Raw genomic sequence first — 18,128 nt, forward strand, 5'->3', positions numbered from 1 at the left:
CGGCGTCAGCCGACGCAGGTCCAGGTGGCCGGCACCAGCGTCTGGCCGTCCGCCGACCGGCGCTGTCCCGCGAGTTCGCCGCTCTCCGTCACGACCCGGACCGACGGTTCGGTGGTGATGTTGCCGGTGAACTCGGTGTCGCGCCACACACCCAGTTCCCGGGCCGTGCCACCGACGGGCGTGTAGGAGGCCACCATCAGGCCGTGGGAATTGATGCCCCGCGGGGAGGGGCGGTCCTGCGCCTCGTACCGGTACACCAGGTTTCCGGCGGCGTCCCACTTGTGCAGGCTGGTGTAGTCACCGAAGGCCTGGCCGAGGGCGTAACCGCCCTGGAACACCTGGACCTGGAGGTCGGGGGAGCCGGCGAGCCGGTGGGTGGTGCCGTCCGGCGACCACACCGATCCCTTCTCGGTCACCACGTTGCCCGCGTTGTCGATGCCGACCGCCACGTCGTCGGCGACGACGCGGTAGGTGCCCGGCTGGTTCCGGTTCCACACGATGCTGTGGTAGGGACCGGGGAAAACGTAGGAGGTGCCGACGATGTCGCCGGAATCGTTGATGCTCTTGGCGGACACGCTGCTCCCGGCGGGGCCGGAAAGCGTCTGGAACGTGCCGTCGCGGTACACGAAGGCCGAATCCGAGCGCCCGTCGTAGCCCACGATCTCGCCGCTGCCGTTGACCCCGGAAACGATGATGGACGTGCTGGCCGGCGCGTTCACGTCGACGAGCGCGCCGTGGTGCCAGAGCAGCAGCCGCCCGTCAGGCGCCTGCCCGGCCAGGTAATCGTCCGAGCCCGCGGCCCACACCGCTCCCCGCGTCACGCCCGCCGGCAACGGCAGGTACGACGGTGTCCAGGTGCACGAATCCTGCGTTCGGGCCTGAGCGGGAACGGCCCCCGCGAAAAGTGTCACCAGCACAGCACAAACAACCATTACGCGACGCATTTGTCCCCCCGGAGTCGCTGAACTGTTTCGACCGTACCAGGAAGATCGCGTCCAGTTCCAGAACGCGGCGTTTTCGATGCCCTCGACGGGCACGCGCGCAGCGTGGGGCGCCGGTCGCCGGCGGGCAGAACGGCGATGGCGGAGTTCGGTCAGGTGGACGCCTTGTTCGTGAACGCCGGTGTGACCCGGTCGATGCCGTTCGAGCCGCTGCTGCGGGAGGGCAGCGGCGTCGTGGTCACCACCTCGGTCGCGAACGTCAAGGGACTGCCGATGATCAGCGCGTACGCGGCCGGCAAAGCGGCGCTGCGCTCGATGACCCGCAGTCTTGGCTGCCGGTCAGAGAGCCGGCTTGCCCGGCTGGTAGAGCCAGGTGCGGAAGAACGAGCCGAGGTCGCGGTGGGTCAGCCGCTCGACGAACTGGATGAACTGCCGCGTCGAGACGTTGTCGTACCGGTGAGCCGTCGGCCACTGCGTGAGCACCTCGAAGAAGGCGCGGTCGCCGATCTTCGTGCGCAGCGCCTGCAGGGCCATCGCGCCGCGGTTGTAGACCAGGTCGTCGAAGATGTGGTCACGCCCGGGGTCGGCGACCTTGCCGCTCCAGTCCTTCTCGTCGGCGTAGGTCTTCGCGAACGTTTGCTGCACCGGGATGTGGTTGAACTTCTCCTGGTAGAGCCACTCCGAGTAGGTCGCGAAGCCTTCGTTGAGCCAGATGTCCGACCAGTGCACCGGAGTCAGGCTGTCGCCGAACCACTGGTGGCCGAGTTCGTGGGCGAGCAGGTCGCCGTCGACGTCGCTGGTGCTCTGGTCGTAGACCGGCCGGCTCTGCGTCTCGAGGGCGTAGTCGACGCCGACGTCGGCGAGGATGCCGCCGGTCGAGTCGAACGGGTACGGCCCGTACATCGAGGATTCCCACTGGATGATCTGCGCCGTGGTCTGGTTGAACACCTTGCCCTGACCGGGTTTGGTGTCGATCGACTGGCCGATCGCGGTGATGTTCGGCAGGCCGCCGGCCGCCACGCCGCGGGTGACGTCGTAGTGGCCGATCGCGAGCATGCTCAGCTCGCTGGACATCGGCCGGTTCATGCTCCAGCGGAAGGTGGTCTGGTGATCGCGGGTGGTGGTGGGCCCGGGTTCGCCGTTGGCCAGCACGGTGAGCCCGGCCGGCACGGTGATGGTCTGGGTGTAGGTCGCCTTGTCGTCGGTGGTGTCGTTCACCGGGTAGTAGGTCGCCGCGCCGATCGGCTGGTTGAGCGCGACCGCGCCGTCCTTGGTGGCGACCCAGCCGGAGAGGCCCAGCGCCGGGTCGTCGATCTGCTGCGGGACGCCGGCGTAGGTCACCGAGACGACGAACGGGCTGCCCTTCCGCAGCCCGTACGGCGGGGTGATCACCAGCTCCTGGGCCCCGCTGCGGGTGAAGGCGGCGTTCAGGCCGTTCACCGAGAGCCTGCTGATCTTCAGCGGTCCCTGGAAATCCAGGTCGAAGCGGGAAAGGTCCTGGGTGGCCGTGGCCAGGATCGTCGTGGTCGCGCTGATCGCCTGGGTTCCGGGGTCGAACGCCAGCCGGATGTCGTAGTGGCCGACGTCGTAGCCGCCGTTGCCCATGTCGGGGAAGTACGGGTCCCCGGCGCCCGGCGCACCGGGGGAGTACCGCGGCGCTTGCGCCGGTGCCGCCTCCGCCGCCGGGCTCGCCGCGGCCAGCAGCCCGGCGGTCAGTGCACAGGAGATGATCACCCAGTGACCACGGTTGACGCCTCGCATGGGTCCTCCTCGGCAATCATCGGACGCCGAAGCGTAGGACCGAACCAAACGCGGATCAAGCCTGGTGAGACGGCCTGAACGTCCGGTTCGGGCGGTTACCGCCCCAACGACGACCTCGTGAGCGCCTACCATGCCCCTGGGATCGGACCGGTCTTCGCGTCGAGGGGGTGGCCGTGGGTGTCGAGCAGATGAACCCGTACGAGCGTGCGGCGTGGCAGGACATCGAGCGCTGGCGCAGCGAGCGGCTGGCCGTCAGCGAGCGCCGTCTGGTGCCGCAGGGCGTTCGTGATCGCGTGGTCAAGGGTGGTCAGATCGCCAAGGGACGGCTGGAGCAGGTGCCGGGCGCGGAACAGCTGACCGCGATCGTCGGCCACTCGGTCGAAGGGTTGCTGCGGTTGGTGAACAAGACCAGCGAAGCGACGCTACGGCGCAAGGCGGTCGTCGCGGCCTACGCCAAGCGCGGGCACGCGGTCAACGAGCTGAGCGATATCCAGCAGCTGGATCTGGCCGACATCGACAAGGCCAAGCCCCGGCTGGGGCTGCGCTACACGGCCTTCAGCGCGGTCGAGGGCGCGGGCGCCGGCCTGGCGGTCTCCGGCGGTGAACTGCTCACGACGGCCGGCGGCGTCTTGGGTGCGGGCGCCGGTGCGGCCCCCGGCGCGGGCACGGTCGCCGCGGCGATCGCGGCCGACGCCGTGCTGGTCCTGGGGGCGATGACGAGGGCGATCGCCCACACCGCCGCGTACTACGGCTACGCCACCGAGCTGCCCCAGGAGCGGGTCTTCGCGCTCGGCGTCCTCAGCTTCGGGATGGCGCAGCAGACCAGCAAGAGCGTCGCGTACGTCCAGTTGAACAAGCTCGTGAACGACCTGGCCCGCCGGGCGACGTGGGAGCAGCTGAACCGGAACGGCGTCACGCGGATCGTCAAGGCGTTCTACGAGCGGTTCGCCGTGCGGCTGACGAGGCAGAAGCTCGGCCAGGCCGTGCCGGTCCTCGGCATCGCGATCGGCGCCGGGCTCAACGCGCGGCTGCTGCACAACCTCACCGAGGACGCCGAGCACCTTTACCGCGAGCGGTTCCTGCGCGACAAGCACCACCTGGAGACGGTCGACGTCACCGTGGAGCGTGCCGACCTGGACCCGGACGACGACACTGTCCACATCGCGGAAATCGTCGAGGAAGCGTCTTCCGACGAGCCGGCCGACAGCTGACCTGGACGGACGGGGAGCGGGGTCCATGCGTTCGCGACTGCTGGCGGTGACGTTCGAGGCGGCCAACCCGGCCGAACCGGCCGGCTTCTGGGCCGGCCTGCTCGGCCGGGAGGTCGTCGAGGACGACGGCGGTGTGCTGCTCCCGGGCGGAGACACCCAGCTCGGCCTGCGTTTCGTCCGGGGTCGCGCCGGCCGGCTCGGCGCGAACCGGATGCACCTGCACCTGACCAGCACCGACCAGCAGCACACGGTGGCCACAGCGGTCAGGCTCGGTGCCCGCCACGTCGACGTCGGCCAGCGCCCCGAGGAGTCGCACGTGGTCCTGGCCGACCCGGCTGACCACGAGTTCTGCGTGATCGAGCCCGGCAACGACTACCTCGCCGGCTGCGGCCCGCTGGGCGAACTCACCTGCGCCGGCACCCGGCAGGCCGGCCTGTTCTGGAGCAAGGCGCTGGGCTGGCCCCTGGTGTGGGACCAGGGCGAGCAGACCGCGATCCAGTCACCACACGGCGGCACGAAAATCGCCTGGGACACCTGGGAAAGCACGCCCGCAGCGCCGAACCGGCAGCACTTCGAGCTGCTCCCGACGGACGGCAACCAGCAAGCGGCGATCGACGAGCTGGTCTCCCTGGGCGCCACCCGACTCGACGCCCGCACCGGCGTACTGGCCGATCCGGACGGCAACGAGTTCCGCGTGCGGCCGACCGCTCGCCACCCCGCCGGGCCGGAGTGCCGCTGAGAGCGGCTCACCGGGACGCACGCTCTGCGGCTCCTGATCTGAACGCTTTCGGCGGGCATTGGCAAAGACGGGGTGTCAAGGCGAAGCGAACCCGAGGAGCTTCATGTCGTCAGACGCGGAACTGATCGGTAGGTCGCTGCGCGGAGACACCGATGCCTTCGTGGAAGTGATCAGCCGGCACGAGACCGCACTCGGGAACTACCTGGCGCGCAGAGTGGGGCGGCAGGCCGCCGAGGACGTGCTCGGCGACGTGTGGGTGGCGGCTTACGATTCCCGTGCCAACTACGACCTTTCGTATCCCGAAGCCCGGCCGTGGTTGTACGGCGTCGCGCTGAACAGGCTGCGCCGGCACTGGCGGTCCGCACCGGCCGAGGACCCGGCGCCGGACCTGACCGGCGTGGCGGGTGACTGGGATCCGTGGCCGGCGGTGGATGTCCGCGTGGACACGCAGGCCCTGCTGAGCAGGGCACTGGCTCGGCTCAAACCGGAAGAGCGGGAAGTGCTGGGCCTGGTCGCCTGGGAGGACCTGACCGCCGCCGAGGCCGGGCGGGTGCTCGACATTCCGGCCGGTACGGCCCGCCGCCTGTTGCACCAGGCGCGCAAGGCGTTGCGTGAAGCCCCAGAAGTGGTCGCGCTGCTGCAAGTCCCGACGACGTGAAAGACAGTCCCATGGATGAAATGGATCTCATGAAGAATCTGCGTGACGTGCCGTCTCCCGGTCCCGAGGCCTACGACCGTGCCCGCACGGCACTGCAGGCGGCGATGGAGGAACCCGTGGCCACGGTCGTCCGGCCGAAGCGCTGGCTCTCCTGGCCCAAGGTCGGCGTCGCCGCTGTGGGCGCGGCAGCCGTCGCGGCGGCGGTGGTGCTGGGTACGTCCGGCGGCAGCGTCCCGGCCGGGCCGTCCGGCCCCGCCCCGCAGGCGGTCGAGGCCCAGCCGGCGGTCGAGGCACCGCTGGTGAAGCTGGCCTCCGCGGTCAAGGCAGCCGGCACGCAGCCAGGAGACGCGTCGCTGATCGTCAACACGAAGTTTGGGCTGGACGGCAAACCGGACCTCGCCTACACCATTTACACCGACCAGGGCCAGCAGTTCACGGGCGATTCGATGAAGACCCTGGCGCACGCGGTCGCCAAGGGCGACGCCGAGCCTGCTCAGCCGTACGACAAGAACGTGATGGCGGCGGCCCGTCTCGCCGCGAACGGCGACGTCGACAAGGGCAGGATCGCGATGATCACCGCGTCCGGCAATGCTCTGGGCCTCGGCCTGAGCCCCGCCGAGGCCGACAAGGCCTGGGCGGCTGCCCAAGCGGAGACCGCGGAGTTGTTCCGCAAGATCGGCAAGCCGGTTCCCGCCCCCAAACCGCGTCCGACGGGCAAGGACCTGGAAAACCTCATCAACAACCACTTGTGGAGCAACACCGAACACGCGCTGTTCGCCAACGCCGCCGACGCGGAGGTCCGCGCGGGCGTGCTGAAGCTGTACGCGACCATCCCGGACATGATCGTCGGCCAGACCACCGTCGACGGCCAGGCCGCGCTGTCCCTCACCGTGCCCCCCGCCATCCTGGGCGGCAGCAAGGACGTCCTCGTCATCAACGCCGGCAACGGCCTGCCGATCCGTGAGGAGATCACCTCGGCGGAACCGTCCAAGCACTACGTGGTGAACTACAAGTCCTCCCGCGTGACCCTCGCCGACGTGGCCGCGGGCAAGATCTGATCCTGGTGCCGAACTGCCTTGGGAGGGCCGAGATCCTTTCGGCCCTCCCAAGACGGCGTCCCCCATCGCCTGGCGAAGCTCGTGTAGAGAACGCTCGTCGGCGCGGTCAGCGTGCCCGTTCCCAGAGCGGCAGGCGGAAGGTCGCGTAGGTGAACTTGCCGGTGATCTTCCCGGCGGAGTCGAAGTGGAAGACGTCCAGGCCGTGCCACTGCATGCGGCCGCCGTAGCGGAGCCGGGCGAACCACCGCAGCGGCGGGATCGCGCGCCGGCCGTGCGCGCCCGTGAAGTCCAGCCGGCACGCCCACCGGATCGTCGCCCGGCCGCGGGACTCGTCGATCACCTGGTCGTAGACGTCGAAGGTCATCGCGCCGAAGCGGCCGGCGAACTGCGGCGCGAACGACGCCCGGATCGCCGGGAGGCCGCGCAGCTCGGGGCCGCGGCCGGGCAGGTAGCGGGCGTCCGCGGCGAAGAACGACATGACCCGGTCGAGGTCGGGGTCGTTGAAGGAGGCCACGAAGGCGTCGATGGTCCGGCTGAGATCGGTGCCGCTGGCGGTCATGTGCGTGCCGTTTCGGGTGGGGAGCGGGTCGGGGGCGAGGTTATAAGAACAGCGTCTCTTTAACAAGAGAACGGTGTTCTGCTAGGCGCCGGGTTAGGGTGGCGGCTGCCATGGAAGCGTCGTTTCAGCGGGCCCGTCGCCCGGAACAGAAGAACCAGCGGCGCGAGACGATCCTCGCTGCCGCCACCGACCTCGCCCAGGCCTCGGGCGTGGCCCGCGTCAGCCTGGGCGACATCGCCGCGGCGGTCGGGCTGGCCAAGTCGAACGTCCTGCGCTACTTCGGCACGCGCGAGGAGATCTACCTGCAGCTGACGATGCGGGAGGGCGCGGACTGGGCCGCCGCCGCAGGCGCCGCACTGCACGAGGCGAGCGGCTTCTCCGCGGTGGCGGACGCCCTAGCCGGCGCCTACGCCGACCGGCCGTTGTACTGCGACCTCACCACCCACGCCGAGACGATGCTGGAGCACAACGTGTCGGTCGAGGCCTTGCGGGTCTACAAGCGTTGGGCCATCGACACCTACTTCACGGTCGGCCGGCAGCTCACCACGGCCTGCCCCGAGCTGAGCGGCGCCGACGGTGCTTCCCTGGTCATGGCAGCCAGCGCGTTCGTCGCGAAACTGTTCCCGCTCACCCGCCCCTCGCCCGAGCTACGGGAGCTGTACGACCGCGAGCCGGAGATCGCCCGAGTGTTCCCCCCGTTCCGGCCGACACTGCAGCACATGATCGCCGCAACCGCGGCCGGGCTGCCATCCACCCATCGAGGCATCTGACACCCAGCAGCGCAGCCGTCGCCGTCCCACACCCCGGAAACGGACGGCGCCGAACCGGCGAATTCGCGGTCCGCTGCCACCAGCAGGTTGGCACGCAGAGTGCTGAATCCCTGCGTGACCGCACGCAGTCCGGATTCGGTGCTAGAGGCCACAAGTCGACCGGCGAAGATCAAAGCCGGAACGCAGAAAACCCTCCGACCAGACACAAAGGCTGAAACGAAGGGGTTCCGTACGATGTGGAGCTAAGGGGACTCGAACCCCTGACCCCCTCACTGCCAGTGAGGGTCGATCATGGTCCTGACCTGCGGCGATAGAGAATCGCCTAGTTAGATGATGCGCTTGATCGCCGTTGCTTGCAACCGTGTTGTTCAGTGCAGTTGTAACAGTGGGTTTGCCCCAGCTGTGCCCCAGTGAAATTGGTGAGAGGACACGCCAGCGTTCGTTGCGAACAAACATGCGGTCATCGTCGCGCTCGGCGGTTGGTGGATCGGAGGCTGTCGCGGCGACGTGTGGCCTGGCCTAGTCTCGCCGGAGAGGAACTCGATCGTGCCGTGCCAGACGCTGACATCGACGTGGCCATGGGGTTCACACGGCCTTGGCGCCGCAGGGTGAGAGCAAGTCTTTGTGAGTGCCGCGTCGTGCGCGGAGACTTACGAAGCGACATCCGCACCCGCATTTTGATGTGTCCCTTCGACCAACGGCGGTCATGTGACGGCTCCGGCGGCATGAGCGGATGGCAGTCGAGTGAGGACTTTGGTATCATATCGCTGGTGCCGGTGGTTCATCTGGACGTGCCGATCCGTCAGCGATCACGATCACGATCACGCCGAGCTTGAACTTGGGCGGCCAGACAGTGTTCACGTCAGCCAATGCGCCAGTCAGCATCGCCTCGTGGAGGTCGCGCGCCTGCATATCGGCGCCACGGAGTTCCGCTCCCCGAAGATCGGCTCCACGCAAGTTTGCGCCGCCGAGGTGAGCTTCACGCAGGTTGGCGTTCACGAAGCTGGCCCGAACCGCTCTTGCCTGTCTCAAGTCGGTCCTCTGCAGTTCAGCCCGATCGAATCGGGCATCGGCCAGCCACGCGCGGGCAAGATTGGAGTGGCGGATGGCCGCGTCCGTCAGGCAGGCGCCGTTTAAGTTCGCGCTCCGGAGGTCGACTCGCGACAGATAGAGGCGCAGCGCCTCCGGTGCGGGTGGTCGACGGCAGAGCACATTCATGGCTGCTTGTATGTCGGGTGCCCTGACATACAACCACGGGAGGGTTTCGTCAAGCCCAGGTGTGGATGATCCGGACCGTCCTTGAGCGCTCCTTGCCACGGCGAATGACCCCGAATAAACGCGCCTAGGAGGTATTGAACCTGCGGTCGATCTGGGACGGATTTCCTGGCTACCCGTTCTAGTGCCTAGATCCCACCGATACGCACGTCAGTATTTTCGCTTCCTATTTAGTAAACCACAAGCGTGAAGCGCTCGGTAACTTGGCCGTCGCGGTTGACCTGAACCTGACGCCATGTCGCAACCGCTCTAGCGATCACCAGCAAGCCGGCCATCGATTGGAGGAGAGAGGATCGCGCACCGTTCTGTAGTTGGGACTGTGCCTGTTGCAGTTGGATGCACATCTCAGCGCTGCTCACCGCCTGCAGTTCGCTGTCAGAAAGAGGCGGATACAGCGCCTGGGGAATCAGTGTGAGACTCGCAAGTACAAATAGCAACAGGCACGTCAGACTCGCCACAAGCAGCCAATGGGCTCGGCGCATCACGATTGCCCATGATCCTACGCCTCTGCGTCTCGACGGAAGCCGCCATGGGAGTCTGTTAGCCGTCATGAGGGGCTGAGCGTGCGCGCCTACGGACGTTACTTCCGCCGCGTGGCGACGTCTTGACAGGGCCGCTACCTGCTCAGACTTGGCGAACCAGCAGGGCTGGGCATAGGCCGCGCCGACCCTACAGCCGGTCACATCCCCTCGTCTCGAGCCATGTGGTGAGTGCTGAAGCGGTGTCCGGATAGCCGGACGGCCCGGCGTGCGCGAGGGCGAGGGTTCCGTTGTCGTTCCGTGCAGTCAGTGTCCACGTGCTGTTTGCGCAGCAGCAGACCACCTGGGCGGTGGCCCTTTCACCGCTGAGGACAGCATGGTGGCAGTAAAAGTCAGGTCGTGTTCCAACTTGGGGGAGATTCAGCGGACTACACGATGCACCTCGACAACGTCTCCCCGGGTGCAGCACGCTGACTGAAGCTGCCCCTGGCAGAAGTCGTACCGATCTCCGTTACTCGAGCTCCTGATGGGGCCGTCGGATGCTGTCGCACTGCTTGCGCAGGTCATCGAGCAACGTCGCGAGGTCCAGTTCTGCCTTCGCCACCTCCGCGTTGCGCAGGTGTTGGCGGGCGGAGTCCAGCGGTGCCAGCGATATCCACGGCTCCACGAGGTCGTGAAATAACCGATGCCGACCGTTACACCGTTGCCTGTTGGCATCGGTGTCCTCTTCCGCGAATTCCGCGAACGGCGGTGCGACGGTGCCTGCAAGCCCATGCAGGTCACGGCGTTCGAGGATGCGCGTCCAGGCGGCGTCCAGGTGCAGGTCGGTTGCCGCGGCCTTGTCGTCGAGCAGGCTTTGCAGCGCGCGGTTCGCGGTGCCGAAGCGGCCCACGGCGCTTTCCGCCCCGGTCACCAGGTTGTCATGCCGCTCCCCGGTCTCCTTCGACCGGCTCTCGGCGTCCTTCTCCGCGTCCGCGAAGGGGTTGTGGCTGATCACCTTGACCGCGATGGCGGTCAGCGTGAACATCAGCAGCAGCAATGCGAACGCGACATTGAGTATCTCGTTGACCTTGTCCTGGGCCTGCACCGCGCGGATGTAGGCCCAGATGCCCATGGTGCCAACCACCAACAGGGTGAACAGCAGCGCGACCGGCCAGCGTGGCCACGGTAAGTCGTCCGCCGAGCGCTGCCGCGATCCCTTGGTGAGCTGAATGAACGCCAACAGCCGGGGAATCAGCCGGTCCCGTGTCGCGTCGCGCTCACTGTGCGCCCGAGCTCTCGCCCATGCTTCGCCGAGCAGGTGCCCGACCACCAAGACTGCGGTGACGATGAGAAGCCCAGGAAGCAGAGCGGCCCACGACACCGGGTTCAGGCTTATGTCCATGTTGACGAGGTTGGCGAATATCCTTGCGAGAAAGGCGGTTTCGAAGGCGCCGGCGGCAATCACGGCGGGTACCAGCACCCAACGTAGCCAACGCGGGCGTCGTCGCCGGTCCTCCGGACCGTCGTTCTCGTGGCGCCGCCAGATTCGCCGCACTCCGGCATGCCGGTCGGCGAGTTCGCCACTGTGAGTGAACCTGCCAAGCGCATGCAGGGCAAGCTTCGACTCGCCCTCCACTCGCCGTAGCTCGGCGACGGCGTGGTCGAGTTGCGGGCGAGCTTCGCTCAGTTCCTGCTGGACGGCTATTTTCGCCTTGACCAGTTCGGCCGTCTCGGCATTGCTGAGTTGCGTGGCCTCGTATGTTTCCTGGGCCTGGTCCGCGCACGGGGCTTTTGGTGGACACCGGACGGGGGACAACAGGCTAGGGGGGTGGCCGTCGGAGTGGGATCCGTTCTCGGGCATGGCTCATCTCATCCAGCTGTAGTGGCGACAATGTCGACGCGTCGCCTGCACTGTCGGGTTTTCTCGTCGTCCTCTTGGGTTCGCCGCGCCTGACCACACTGCGGCGCGGTTCCCTCGTGGGCCACGGTGGTCACGCCGGTCACTCCTTCCCGGACGAGGATCGCTCGGACGGCGTCGGCCCGCCACTGGGCGAGCTGTCGGTTCTCGGACGGAGTGGCTTCTGCCTCCGTATAACCGTGGACGAGGACGCGATCCATACCGCTTGTCTTAATCTGGGAGGCGATCTGGGATATTTGTTGTTGGCCGGCACTGCTGACCTGGAACGAGTTCGGGTCTTTAAACAACGTTCCCAACTCGAGTTTGTAGGTCTCCGTCGTCTCCTTCCGGAACCGCACCGGTGGGTCGGTAATCTTGGGATCGGCGGCAGGTCCGCTGTCCGAACGCCTGATCGACATCAGTGGCACCGTGCAGTTGTCCGGACCGGCGAGGTCGGCGCACAGGCGCTCCCACAGCCCGGCGAGCGAGTAGAGCTGGCTGGACGAGGGCACCTGGCCCTCAGCGGCGAGACCGACGCCGAGAAGAACGACGTTGGTCTTCGACAGGTCTGCGTGTGGATCGTGCTTGCACCGCTGGCTGATGCGCTCGACGACGTCCGCGTCGCCGATGTCCACTCCGGTCAGGCTGGCGCAGCCGACCGTGGCATACCCGTCGGTGGCCAGCACGATGCGTCCGTGGTGATCCGCGCCCGTCACTTTCTCGCCGGCGATGTCGAGCGCCCCGAGAATGTCGGAGCCGGGTGTCCTCGGCGGAGTCGCCATAGCCTTGTCGACCACCTTTCCCAGGCATTCTTCCGACGTTTTTTTGTCCGTGTTCTTGTTGTCCGGGGTGGCAGCGCCGCGATTGGTGATCAAACCGTTTTCGATCCACTGGAAGGTGGCCGCCGAGCCGTCGAAGACACCGATGGAGACGGTGTCGCCCGCCTCGGCCGCGTCGCTGATCTCGTCCTTGAGCGCTTCTCGGTAGTTCAGGCTACCCTTGCCGTCCTTTCCCCTTGTCGAGTTCGACACGTCGATGAGGATCGCCGTCTGGCCGGCTTCCGGTACGTCGCTCTCCGGCTTTTCATAAAGCCAGCCGCATTGATCGGTGTCGCCGAGGATTTCCTTGGCGCATCCGGAGATCATGCTGGCACCGAAGACCATGACCGCGGCCAACACCACCGTTGCCCTGTGGATCTCCATCTATTCACCGTCCTTCGACAAGCCGATACTGACCTTGCCCGGTTCGAGACCGGCTTCCTGTTCGAATTTGCGGACCGCCAGGTCGTAGGACTTGGCGAACTCGAACAACCCAACCTTGGCGTGCGCCGCGCCGACCCGTTCCAGCACGTTGATCAGATCGGTGCCCATAGCGAGCTCCATCCTCGCCAGGTCCCGCAAGACACTGGACACTTCCTTATCGGTGAGCATGGCCGCCTGAATCACGGCTGGTGCCGTGCCGAACTTCTTGAACAAGTCGAGCCATGCGGTGAGCAGTTCGGTGACGTACTCGATGCGGTGCCGTTCGGCATGGCGAGCGGCGTCCAGGGCGACCAGACGTTCCCAGGCCGGTCGCTGCTTGGCGAGGAGGGCGTCGTCCGAGGTGACCCGCGCGACCGCGGTGCAGTGGACGACGTCACCGTTTTCGTTGAAGCACCATTCCCTCTTGAGTGCCTCATTCATCGCGCTTTCCGCTTCCGCCGGGTGATACGGTGCGAACTCCCGCCCGATCGGCCAGATCTTGTTCAGCATCACCGGTACGGAACTCTTCTGACAGGTGTCGGCTTTGCTCGACAGTTCTTCCCGGGAAATCCCGTCCGCGGAGAAGTTGATGTCGTATCGGACGACGAAGCTGAAAACGCCTCCCTGTGCGGGAACGGTGAGCGTCTCGCCGGTCCTTGTTTCGCTCACGGTGACCGGCGCCTGAATCGGTGGCGGATCCAGTCGCACAGGCGATTCCTCGACGCGAGGTTGCCGGAACCAATCGGCGACCCGGCGCCAGAATCCTTTCCGCTTTCGTGGATTGTTCCTTTGGTCGGAGTTCGACATATGATTTATCCCCTTAGAATTGCTGTATAGACGGTGCTGAAGATAGCCGTGTCTGGATCCGCGCGCTGCCAGATATCGAGATAGAAGACGGCGCGACTTCGTATCGGTTGCTCGCGCAGGATACCGATGGCGAACTTCCCGGCTACGTGCTCGAGCTCACCCTTGCCGTCGGCCTGTTGCAGCCAGGTGCGCAAAACGTCCCATGCGCGGTAGGAGATGACGCGCTCGGTCAGGGCGATCTGCCAGAGCTTGGCGAGTTGGTCCCACGCTTCCTCCTCCTGGTTCGCCGTGTGCAGCAGGCCGGGCCACAGTTCGTACGGCTCGGGCGCGGTCTCGTGTGCCGTGAACAGCAGCGCGCGGGCGGCCTGCACCCGAACCCAGGCGGCCCCGTCCTCGTCCCGCACCCAGCGCGTCAGCTCACCGAGCACGAACCGGACGGAGCCCGGCTGGTCAGGTTGGCAGAACCGCGCCACCGCCTGAGCGACGGCGCTACTGTTGACCTGGGTCTCCCGGATGGCGATGAACCACAGGTAGAGCCACAGCTCGTCGATCAGCCCGTAGCCGTGTGACGTTGCCATGGTCAGCGCGGCGGTGTCGTTTAGGCGCGGATTCGGACTGAGCACCCAGTCCTGGACCTGGCGACGGGCCCGGCCAGCCATCTTAGGGTCGAGCAGCACACGTTCGATCGCCCATGCTGCTGCCTGGCGGTGTGTGGCTTTCGCGGAGTCGGCCCAGGGGCGCAGCAGCGAGCGGTAGACATATCCGAAGTCGTAGATGGCGAGTTGGCCCGCGAGTTGGCCCGCGCGCATGCGCACCTGCTCGCGGGGGTCACCGCCGAGCCGGTACAGGACGGTGACCAACGGTTCCTGCAGGTCGTAGACGTGCCAGGACACGTCCAGCACGGCACCGGCGAACGCTGGATCGTCGGGGGGCTTGGCACGTCCACTGGTGACCTGGTTCGGATCGCCGTTCCGCGTCGATTGGCCGCCCACATCACTAACCACCCGCGCATGGTGCTGCTGCTTCGGGGTTCGATCCCGTGGCGGGACCAGGATGTCGAACAGCATCGCCGTCACGTCGCGGACCACGCCGGGTGGGCTGCCGGTATAGATGGCGTGTGTGATGACCGCGCTCATCCTGCGCAGACTGGTGAAGTCGTCGTCGCCGGTCTTGGGCCGAAGGCGGTCGCGGGCTTCGTCGCGTAGCGCGTCGGGTAGCAGCGACACCGCGTCTGCCGGAGTCCCGCCCTGGTCGCGGACCGCGTTCAGCCGCTTGGCGAGTTGCGCTACCTCACCGGGCCGGGGCCGTAGCGCCAGATACTCGACGATCTTGTCGTCGGTAAGGCACGAGTTCAGGTAGTTCGGCTCGGCGAGGTGGCCGGGTGCGCTTCCGGCCGGAATCGCCAGTTCGTGGGCCAGGTGGCGGCGTAGCACAGCGGTCGAATCCGGTGGCTTGTGCGTCAACTCGTAGTGCCGTAGCGGACTCGGGGAGTCCAGTGGCGGGCCGATGATCACCATGTACGCGTCTTCGGACGCCAGTCTGCTGCTCAACGTGGTCAAGGTGCTCTGGCGGATCCCGACCTGCGGCATGTCAAGTTCGACGACGTGGCCGCAGCCTCTGCGTAGCACATCCTTGTCGTCGAGGATCGCGGTGAATGCCGCTTTCTCATCGAGATCGATGTTGCGGATCTTGTCTCGGCCGCAAAGTTGCGCCTGTGCGGCATAAGCGGCGAGTCTACGGCCCGTGCCGTCCGCGCCGCTGGAGAAGATCAGGCGATTGTCTGACAGGTGGGTGATCTGCTCCGCAAGCTGCCCGTTGTCGACGTACCGGTCGAGAAGGTTGTCGACCATGGTGACAGGCAGGTTGTCGCCGCGAGCCGAGGGACGACCCGCGGCGGCGCCATACAGGTTCAAATTCTCAGCCGACACGCCTCCCGCGAAAGCCACCTTGCGTCCGGTTCGTTGAGCGAACTCGGGGTGGGCACCGAGGGAGCGAAGGAAGCTCTCCTTCTGCGCGCGAAGCTGCTCATCGTGGCGTTTCCAGTCCGCGTCCGACGTCTCGGCTTCGCCGAGCTCTTCCTGTGTCTCGTCGGCAGCCGATTCGGGCGCGGCCTCGGAGGTGCCGGTACCACTTACGTCGTTTCGCTGTTCGAGCTGCTCCGGGGGCTTGCCCGGAGCAGGGGCCCGCTCCGCGGACTCCGGCATGTCATGCGCCGGCGGCGTCGGGTTACCGGCCTCTGCTGCATCGTGGTCGGCCGGTTCATGCGCCCCGCCTTCGGTCCCCGCCTCGTTGCCGTCCATGACTCACTCTCAGTGTTCTATTTCCGATAGTCGATTACGTTTTCGATAGTGATTCCACCGTCGCGGGAAACCTTTGGCCCAGTCGTTTTCGTGTTCTGGACAGCTGATGGGTCTGGTGGCTGATAGACGAGATTTTCAAGTGCCAGCGAGCCGGGTCCGGCGGCAAATTTGATGCCCGTCGTCGTTCGGGATGTGTCCTGCTCATCGTATGCATTGTGTGCGGACGACGCTGTTTCTTCTCGAGTGTGGTACTCATTCTCGCACGCTGGCGGGATTTCGCTCCGCACGAGTCCCTGGGTTATCTGGTCGCGTAGCGCGCCAAGCTCGCTGGAGATCGGACGCCGCTTCTTTCGCATTTCCAATGCGAACTCGTTGTACACGTCGAGAGCATTGTCCACTTCGCCGAGCTTGGCGAGTGCGAACATGTACTGATAGGAAACCGGTTCATTGGTCGGGTCATTGTGATGCATCTCGGCCAGATCGACGAGCGCGTTGGCGTAATTCTTGTTCTTCATCTCGATTTCGACCAGTTCCTTCTTGGCTATGCCGTACTCCCCTGTCCATCGTGCGCGAAGAGAATCGATGGTGCGGCCTTTCACGCCGGCGAACGGCTCGCCAGCGAACAGGCCGAGCGCCGAGCGATAGTCCTCCGCGCTACGGGTCGCCTTTGCCTTCTTGAGTTGTTCATCGAATCGGTGCAGGTCCACCGAAGTGGGCTTGACAAGGAGTTGGCACACGCCATCCCTGGGGCGCGGCAACACCGCGGGCAGACCGAAATCCTTCAGATGCCCGCGTAGCAGGCGCATCAGATGGGACAGGTCGTCATCAGAGTGCTCGGGGTCGTCCCAGATCACGTCCCGCAGACGCTCTCTCGAGACCTTCTGACCCTTGACTATCGCCAGTCCCACCAGCAGTTTTGTTTCTTTTTCGCCGTTGAAGATGTAGACCTCGCCGTCAACGTGAAGCTCGCATGCGCCGAACAACCGGATATCGACGTTGGGCTCTTGGTCGTTGACGGAGACCGCTTTACTTGCTGCCACTGATCATGCTCTCCATTCGGTTGACACCACGGCGTTCAGTGCCGTTCCCAGTTACAACAACAGCGGGAACCCTGCTGCCTTCCCAGGTCAGGGGCGGAAGTTGGTCGTGGTTGGCGAAAAGCGCCGACCACGACCGACGAAGGAGACAATCATGGGTGGAACGAACGGGACCTGGACGCCGCCGGACGCGCTGAACGGCCTCGTCTGGCGAAAGGCCACGGCTTCGGGTCCGAATGGCAACTGTGTCGAGGTTGCGACGGTTGGCGCCGACTTCCTGGTCCGGGATTCCAAGAACCCATCGGACGGGCAGATCTCGGTGAGCAGCGCGGGCTGGGCCGCCTTGATGGTCGCCATCAAGGCGAACGCCGCGTCGTAGCTGACGAAAGGCCCACCCGTTCTGGTGCGCAGCCCCCGAGCTGTCGCGGCGCACCAGAACGGACCCCCTGAACCTCGCCACGCGCGTGGCGATGCGGTCGTGGTATTGGGAACTGGGCATTAGTCCCTCCTCGTCCGGAATTCCATAAGTAGTGAATTGAGGAGCTGTCTCGCGTCGTCGGCGAATACCGCCGCCTGGGTGAGCAGCGACCAGCGGTGGCGGTAGTGGGCCACCTCGTTTGGATCTCGGATGATCACGTTGTCGTGGACCATTTCGATCTCGACGAACGCGCCAGGATCGCCTTCCTCCTGCTCGTAGCAGATGAACACGTGATCCATCGGCGTTCGGGCCTCCTGGCCGACCGGGATGATGCCGATGGAGACGTTCTCGAGCGTGCTGAGCGAGAGAATCCGGTCGAGCTGGGCGACCATGAGGCTCGGCGGTCCCGGCCGCCAGCGCAGCGCCGCCTCGGTGATCAGGAACTCGAAGCCGCGGTCGACCTCGAAGAGCAGTAGTTGCCGCTGAATCCTGGCCGCCAGGGCGGAGGAAAGCCCGTCGACGCTGAACGGGACGTGCGACATACCGAACATGCGGCGGGCGTACTCCGGGGTCTGCAACAGTCCGGGTACTGCGGCGGGTTGATAACAGTGCACGAGCCGAGCGCTGGTCTCCAACTCCTCGACGTCGTCCTGATGATGTTGGCGGGCGCGCAGGACCGCCCGCCAGCTGTTCACTTCCTTGAACACCGAGTCGGTCAGCTCGAGCACCCTGACGCGCTGGCGCTCTGGTACGTCGGTGGCCGCGAGCCACGCGGCGACCTCATCTCTCGACGGAACCGTCTGGGCGGACTCGATGCGCGACACCTTGGCCTGACTGATACCGACCTCCTTGGCCAGTGCACGTCCCGACTTGCCGGCTAGCTCACGCGAGCTGCGCAGTTCGGCGGCCAACTGCTGCCGCTTCGACATCGGCTGCCGGGTGGCGCCAGCCGATGGCATCTGAACCTCGGAGCCCTCTCTCTCATAGTGATTCAT

17 protein-coding genes are annotated in these 18,128 nt (G+C 66.1%); 6 read left to right on the top strand and 11 right to left on the bottom strand.

The window, feature by feature from the left end; genetic code table 11:
- Positions 1-5: 5 nt before the first annotated feature.
- From VA596_RS33390 to VA596_RS33400, 3 genes are read right to left on the bottom strand one after another with little or no spacing between them, the layout of a single operon-like run.
- A complete protein-coding gene (locus VA596_RS33390; protein ID WP_323332269.1) occupies positions 6-1,037 on the bottom strand; it encodes a hypothetical protein in 1,032 nt (343 codons plus the stop codon).
- 56 nt (positions 1,038-1,093) lie between these two features.
- The gene (locus VA596_RS33395) at positions 1,094-1,240 is read right to left on the bottom strand and encodes a hypothetical protein (RefSeq protein ID WP_323332270.1); all 147 of its coding nucleotides are present in this window, start codon (positions 1,238-1,240) and stop codon (positions 1,094-1,096) included.
- A gap of 40 nt (positions 1,241-1,280) precedes the next feature.
- Positions 1,281-2,702: a M1 family metallopeptidase gene (locus VA596_RS33400; RefSeq protein WP_323332272.1), complete on the bottom strand. Its 1,422-nt coding sequence runs from the start codon at positions 2,700-2,702 to the stop codon at positions 1,281-1,283.
- 173 nt (positions 2,703-2,875) lie between these two features.
- On the opposite strand from VA596_RS33400, the gene VA596_RS33405 reads away from it, so the two are divergent.
- The 4 genes from VA596_RS33405 (at position 2,876) to VA596_RS33420 (ending at position 6,368) form a co-directional block, all read left to right on the top strand.
- The gene (locus tag VA596_RS33405) at positions 2,876-3,913 is read left to right on the top strand and encodes an EcsC family protein (RefSeq protein ID WP_323332274.1); all 1,038 of its coding nucleotides are present in this window, start codon (positions 2,876-2,878) and stop codon (positions 3,911-3,913) included.
- Positions 3,914-3,938: 25 nt separating this feature from the next.
- On the top strand, positions 3,939-4,652 hold the full coding sequence (locus VA596_RS33410; RefSeq protein WP_323332276.1) for a VOC family protein: 714 nt from the start codon (positions 3,939-3,941) through the stop codon (positions 4,650-4,652).
- Positions 4,653-4,755: 103 nt separating this feature from the next.
- The gene (locus tag VA596_RS33415) at positions 4,756-5,310 is read left to right on the top strand and encodes an RNA polymerase sigma factor (protein ID WP_323332278.1); all 555 of its coding nucleotides are present in this window, start codon (positions 4,756-4,758) and stop codon (positions 5,308-5,310) included.
- Between the two features lie 29 nt (positions 5,311-5,339).
- A complete protein-coding gene (locus VA596_RS33420; protein WP_323332280.1) occupies positions 5,340-6,368 on the top strand; it encodes a hypothetical protein in 1,029 nt (342 codons plus the stop codon).
- 106 nt (positions 6,369-6,474) lie between these two features.
- Here VA596_RS33420 and VA596_RS33425 read toward each other — a convergent pair whose 3' ends face one another.
- Positions 6,475-6,927 (bottom strand): YybH family protein, encoded by a 453-nt coding sequence (locus VA596_RS33425; protein WP_323332281.1) that lies wholly within the window; start codon positions 6,925-6,927, stop codon positions 6,475-6,477.
- Positions 6,928-7,037: 110 nt separating this feature from the next.
- Between VA596_RS33425 and VA596_RS33430 the strand changes: the two genes are divergently transcribed.
- Positions 7,038-7,697 (top strand): TetR/AcrR family transcriptional regulator, encoded by a 660-nt coding sequence (locus VA596_RS33430; protein ID WP_323332283.1) that lies wholly within the window; start codon positions 7,038-7,040, stop codon positions 7,695-7,697.
- A gap of 759 nt (positions 7,698-8,456) precedes the next feature.
- On the opposite strand, the gene VA596_RS33435 is transcribed toward VA596_RS33430, so the two are convergent.
- The 6 genes from VA596_RS33435 to VA596_RS33460 form a co-directional block, all read right to left on the bottom strand.
- Complete coding sequence (locus tag VA596_RS33435; protein WP_323332286.1) at positions 8,457-8,915, bottom strand: pentapeptide repeat-containing protein; 459 nt, start codon at positions 8,913-8,915, stop codon at positions 8,457-8,459.
- Between the two features lie 1,047 nt (positions 8,916-9,962).
- On the bottom strand, positions 9,963-11,294 hold the full coding sequence (locus tag VA596_RS33440) for a hypothetical protein (RefSeq protein WP_323332288.1): 1,332 nt from the start codon (positions 11,292-11,294) through the stop codon (positions 9,963-9,965).
- 8 nt (positions 11,295-11,302) lie between these two features.
- Positions 11,303-12,532 carry an OmpA family protein gene (locus VA596_RS33445; protein WP_323332289.1) on the bottom strand — a complete coding sequence of 410 codons (1,230 nt, stop codon included), beginning with the start codon at positions 12,530-12,532 and terminating at the stop codon, positions 11,303-11,305.
- The gene (locus tag VA596_RS33450; protein WP_323332290.1) at positions 12,533-13,279 is read right to left on the bottom strand and encodes a hypothetical protein; all 747 of its coding nucleotides are present in this window, start codon (positions 13,277-13,279) and stop codon (positions 12,533-12,535) included.
- Positions 13,280-13,383: 104 nt separating this feature from the next.
- Positions 13,384-15,678 carry a hypothetical protein gene (locus VA596_RS33455; RefSeq protein WP_323332291.1) on the bottom strand — a complete coding sequence of 765 codons (2,295 nt, stop codon included), beginning with the start codon at positions 15,676-15,678 and terminating at the stop codon, positions 13,384-13,386.
- A 17-nt stretch (positions 15,679-15,695) separates the two neighbouring features.
- Complete coding sequence (locus VA596_RS33460; RefSeq protein ID WP_323332293.1) at positions 15,696-16,718, bottom strand: AfsR/SARP family transcriptional regulator; 1,023 nt, start codon at positions 16,716-16,718, stop codon at positions 15,696-15,698.
- 151 nt (positions 16,719-16,869) lie between these two features.
- Here VA596_RS33460 and VA596_RS33465 point away from each other — a divergent pair, with 151 nt between their 5' ends.
- Entirely contained in the window at positions 16,870-17,094 is a 225-nt protein-coding gene (locus VA596_RS33465; protein WP_323332295.1) for a DUF397 domain-containing protein, read from the top strand.
- A gap of 119 nt (positions 17,095-17,213) precedes the next feature.
- Here the strand turns inward: VA596_RS33465 and VA596_RS33470 are convergent, their stop codons facing one another.
- Positions 17,214-18,062, bottom strand: a complete 849-nt coding sequence (locus VA596_RS33470; RefSeq protein ID WP_323332297.1) for a helix-turn-helix domain-containing protein — start codon at positions 18,060-18,062, stop codon at positions 17,214-17,216.
- Between the last annotated feature and the right edge of the window lie 66 nt (positions 18,063-18,128).

It is taken from the genome of Amycolatopsis heterodermiae, assembly GCF_034929455.1.
In the GTDB taxonomy this organism is placed as follows: domain Bacteria; phylum Actinomycetota; class Actinomycetes; order Mycobacteriales; family Pseudonocardiaceae; genus Amycolatopsis; species Amycolatopsis heterodermiae.

Bases quoted from the DNA above. Each gene is read 5' to 3' on its own strand.
- VA596_RS33400 (WP_323332272.1), bottom strand. From the start codon at position 2,702: ATGCGAGGCGTCAACCGTGGTCACTGGGTGATCATCTCCTGTGCACTG.
- VA596_RS33410 (WP_323332276.1), top strand. From the start codon at position 3,939: ATGCGTTCGCGACTGCTGGCGGTGACGTTCGAGGCGGCCAACCCGGCC.
- VA596_RS33415 (WP_323332278.1), top strand. From the start codon at position 4,756: ATGTCGTCAGACGCGGAACTGATCGGTAGGTCGCTGCGCGGAGACACC.
- VA596_RS33420 (WP_323332280.1), top strand. From the start codon at position 5,340: ATGAAGAATCTGCGTGACGTGCCGTCTCCCGGTCCCGAGGCCTACGAC.
- VA596_RS33425 (WP_323332281.1), bottom strand. From the start codon at position 6,927: ATGACCGCCAGCGGCACCGATCTCAGCCGGACCATCGACGCCTTCGTG.
- VA596_RS33430 (WP_323332283.1), top strand. From the start codon at position 7,038: ATGGAAGCGTCGTTTCAGCGGGCCCGTCGCCCGGAACAGAAGAACCAG.
- VA596_RS33435 (WP_323332286.1), bottom strand. From the start codon at position 8,915: ATGAATGTGCTCTGCCGTCGACCACCCGCACCGGAGGCGCTGCGCCTC.
- VA596_RS33440 (WP_323332288.1), bottom strand. From the start codon at position 11,294: ATGCCCGAGAACGGATCCCACTCCGACGGCCACCCCCCTAGCCTGTTG.
- VA596_RS33445 (WP_323332289.1), bottom strand. From the start codon at position 12,532: ATGGAGATCCACAGGGCAACGGTGGTGTTGGCCGCGGTCATGGTCTTC.
- VA596_RS33455 (WP_323332291.1), bottom strand. From the start codon at position 15,678: ATGGACGGCAACGAGGCGGGGACCGAAGGCGGGGCGCATGAACCGGCC.
- VA596_RS33465 (WP_323332295.1), top strand. From the start codon at position 16,870: ATGGGTGGAACGAACGGGACCTGGACGCCGCCGGACGCGCTGAACGGC.
- VA596_RS33470 (WP_323332297.1), bottom strand. From the start codon at position 18,062: ATGTCGAAGCGGCAGCAGTTGGCCGCCGAACTGCGCAGCTCGCGTGAG.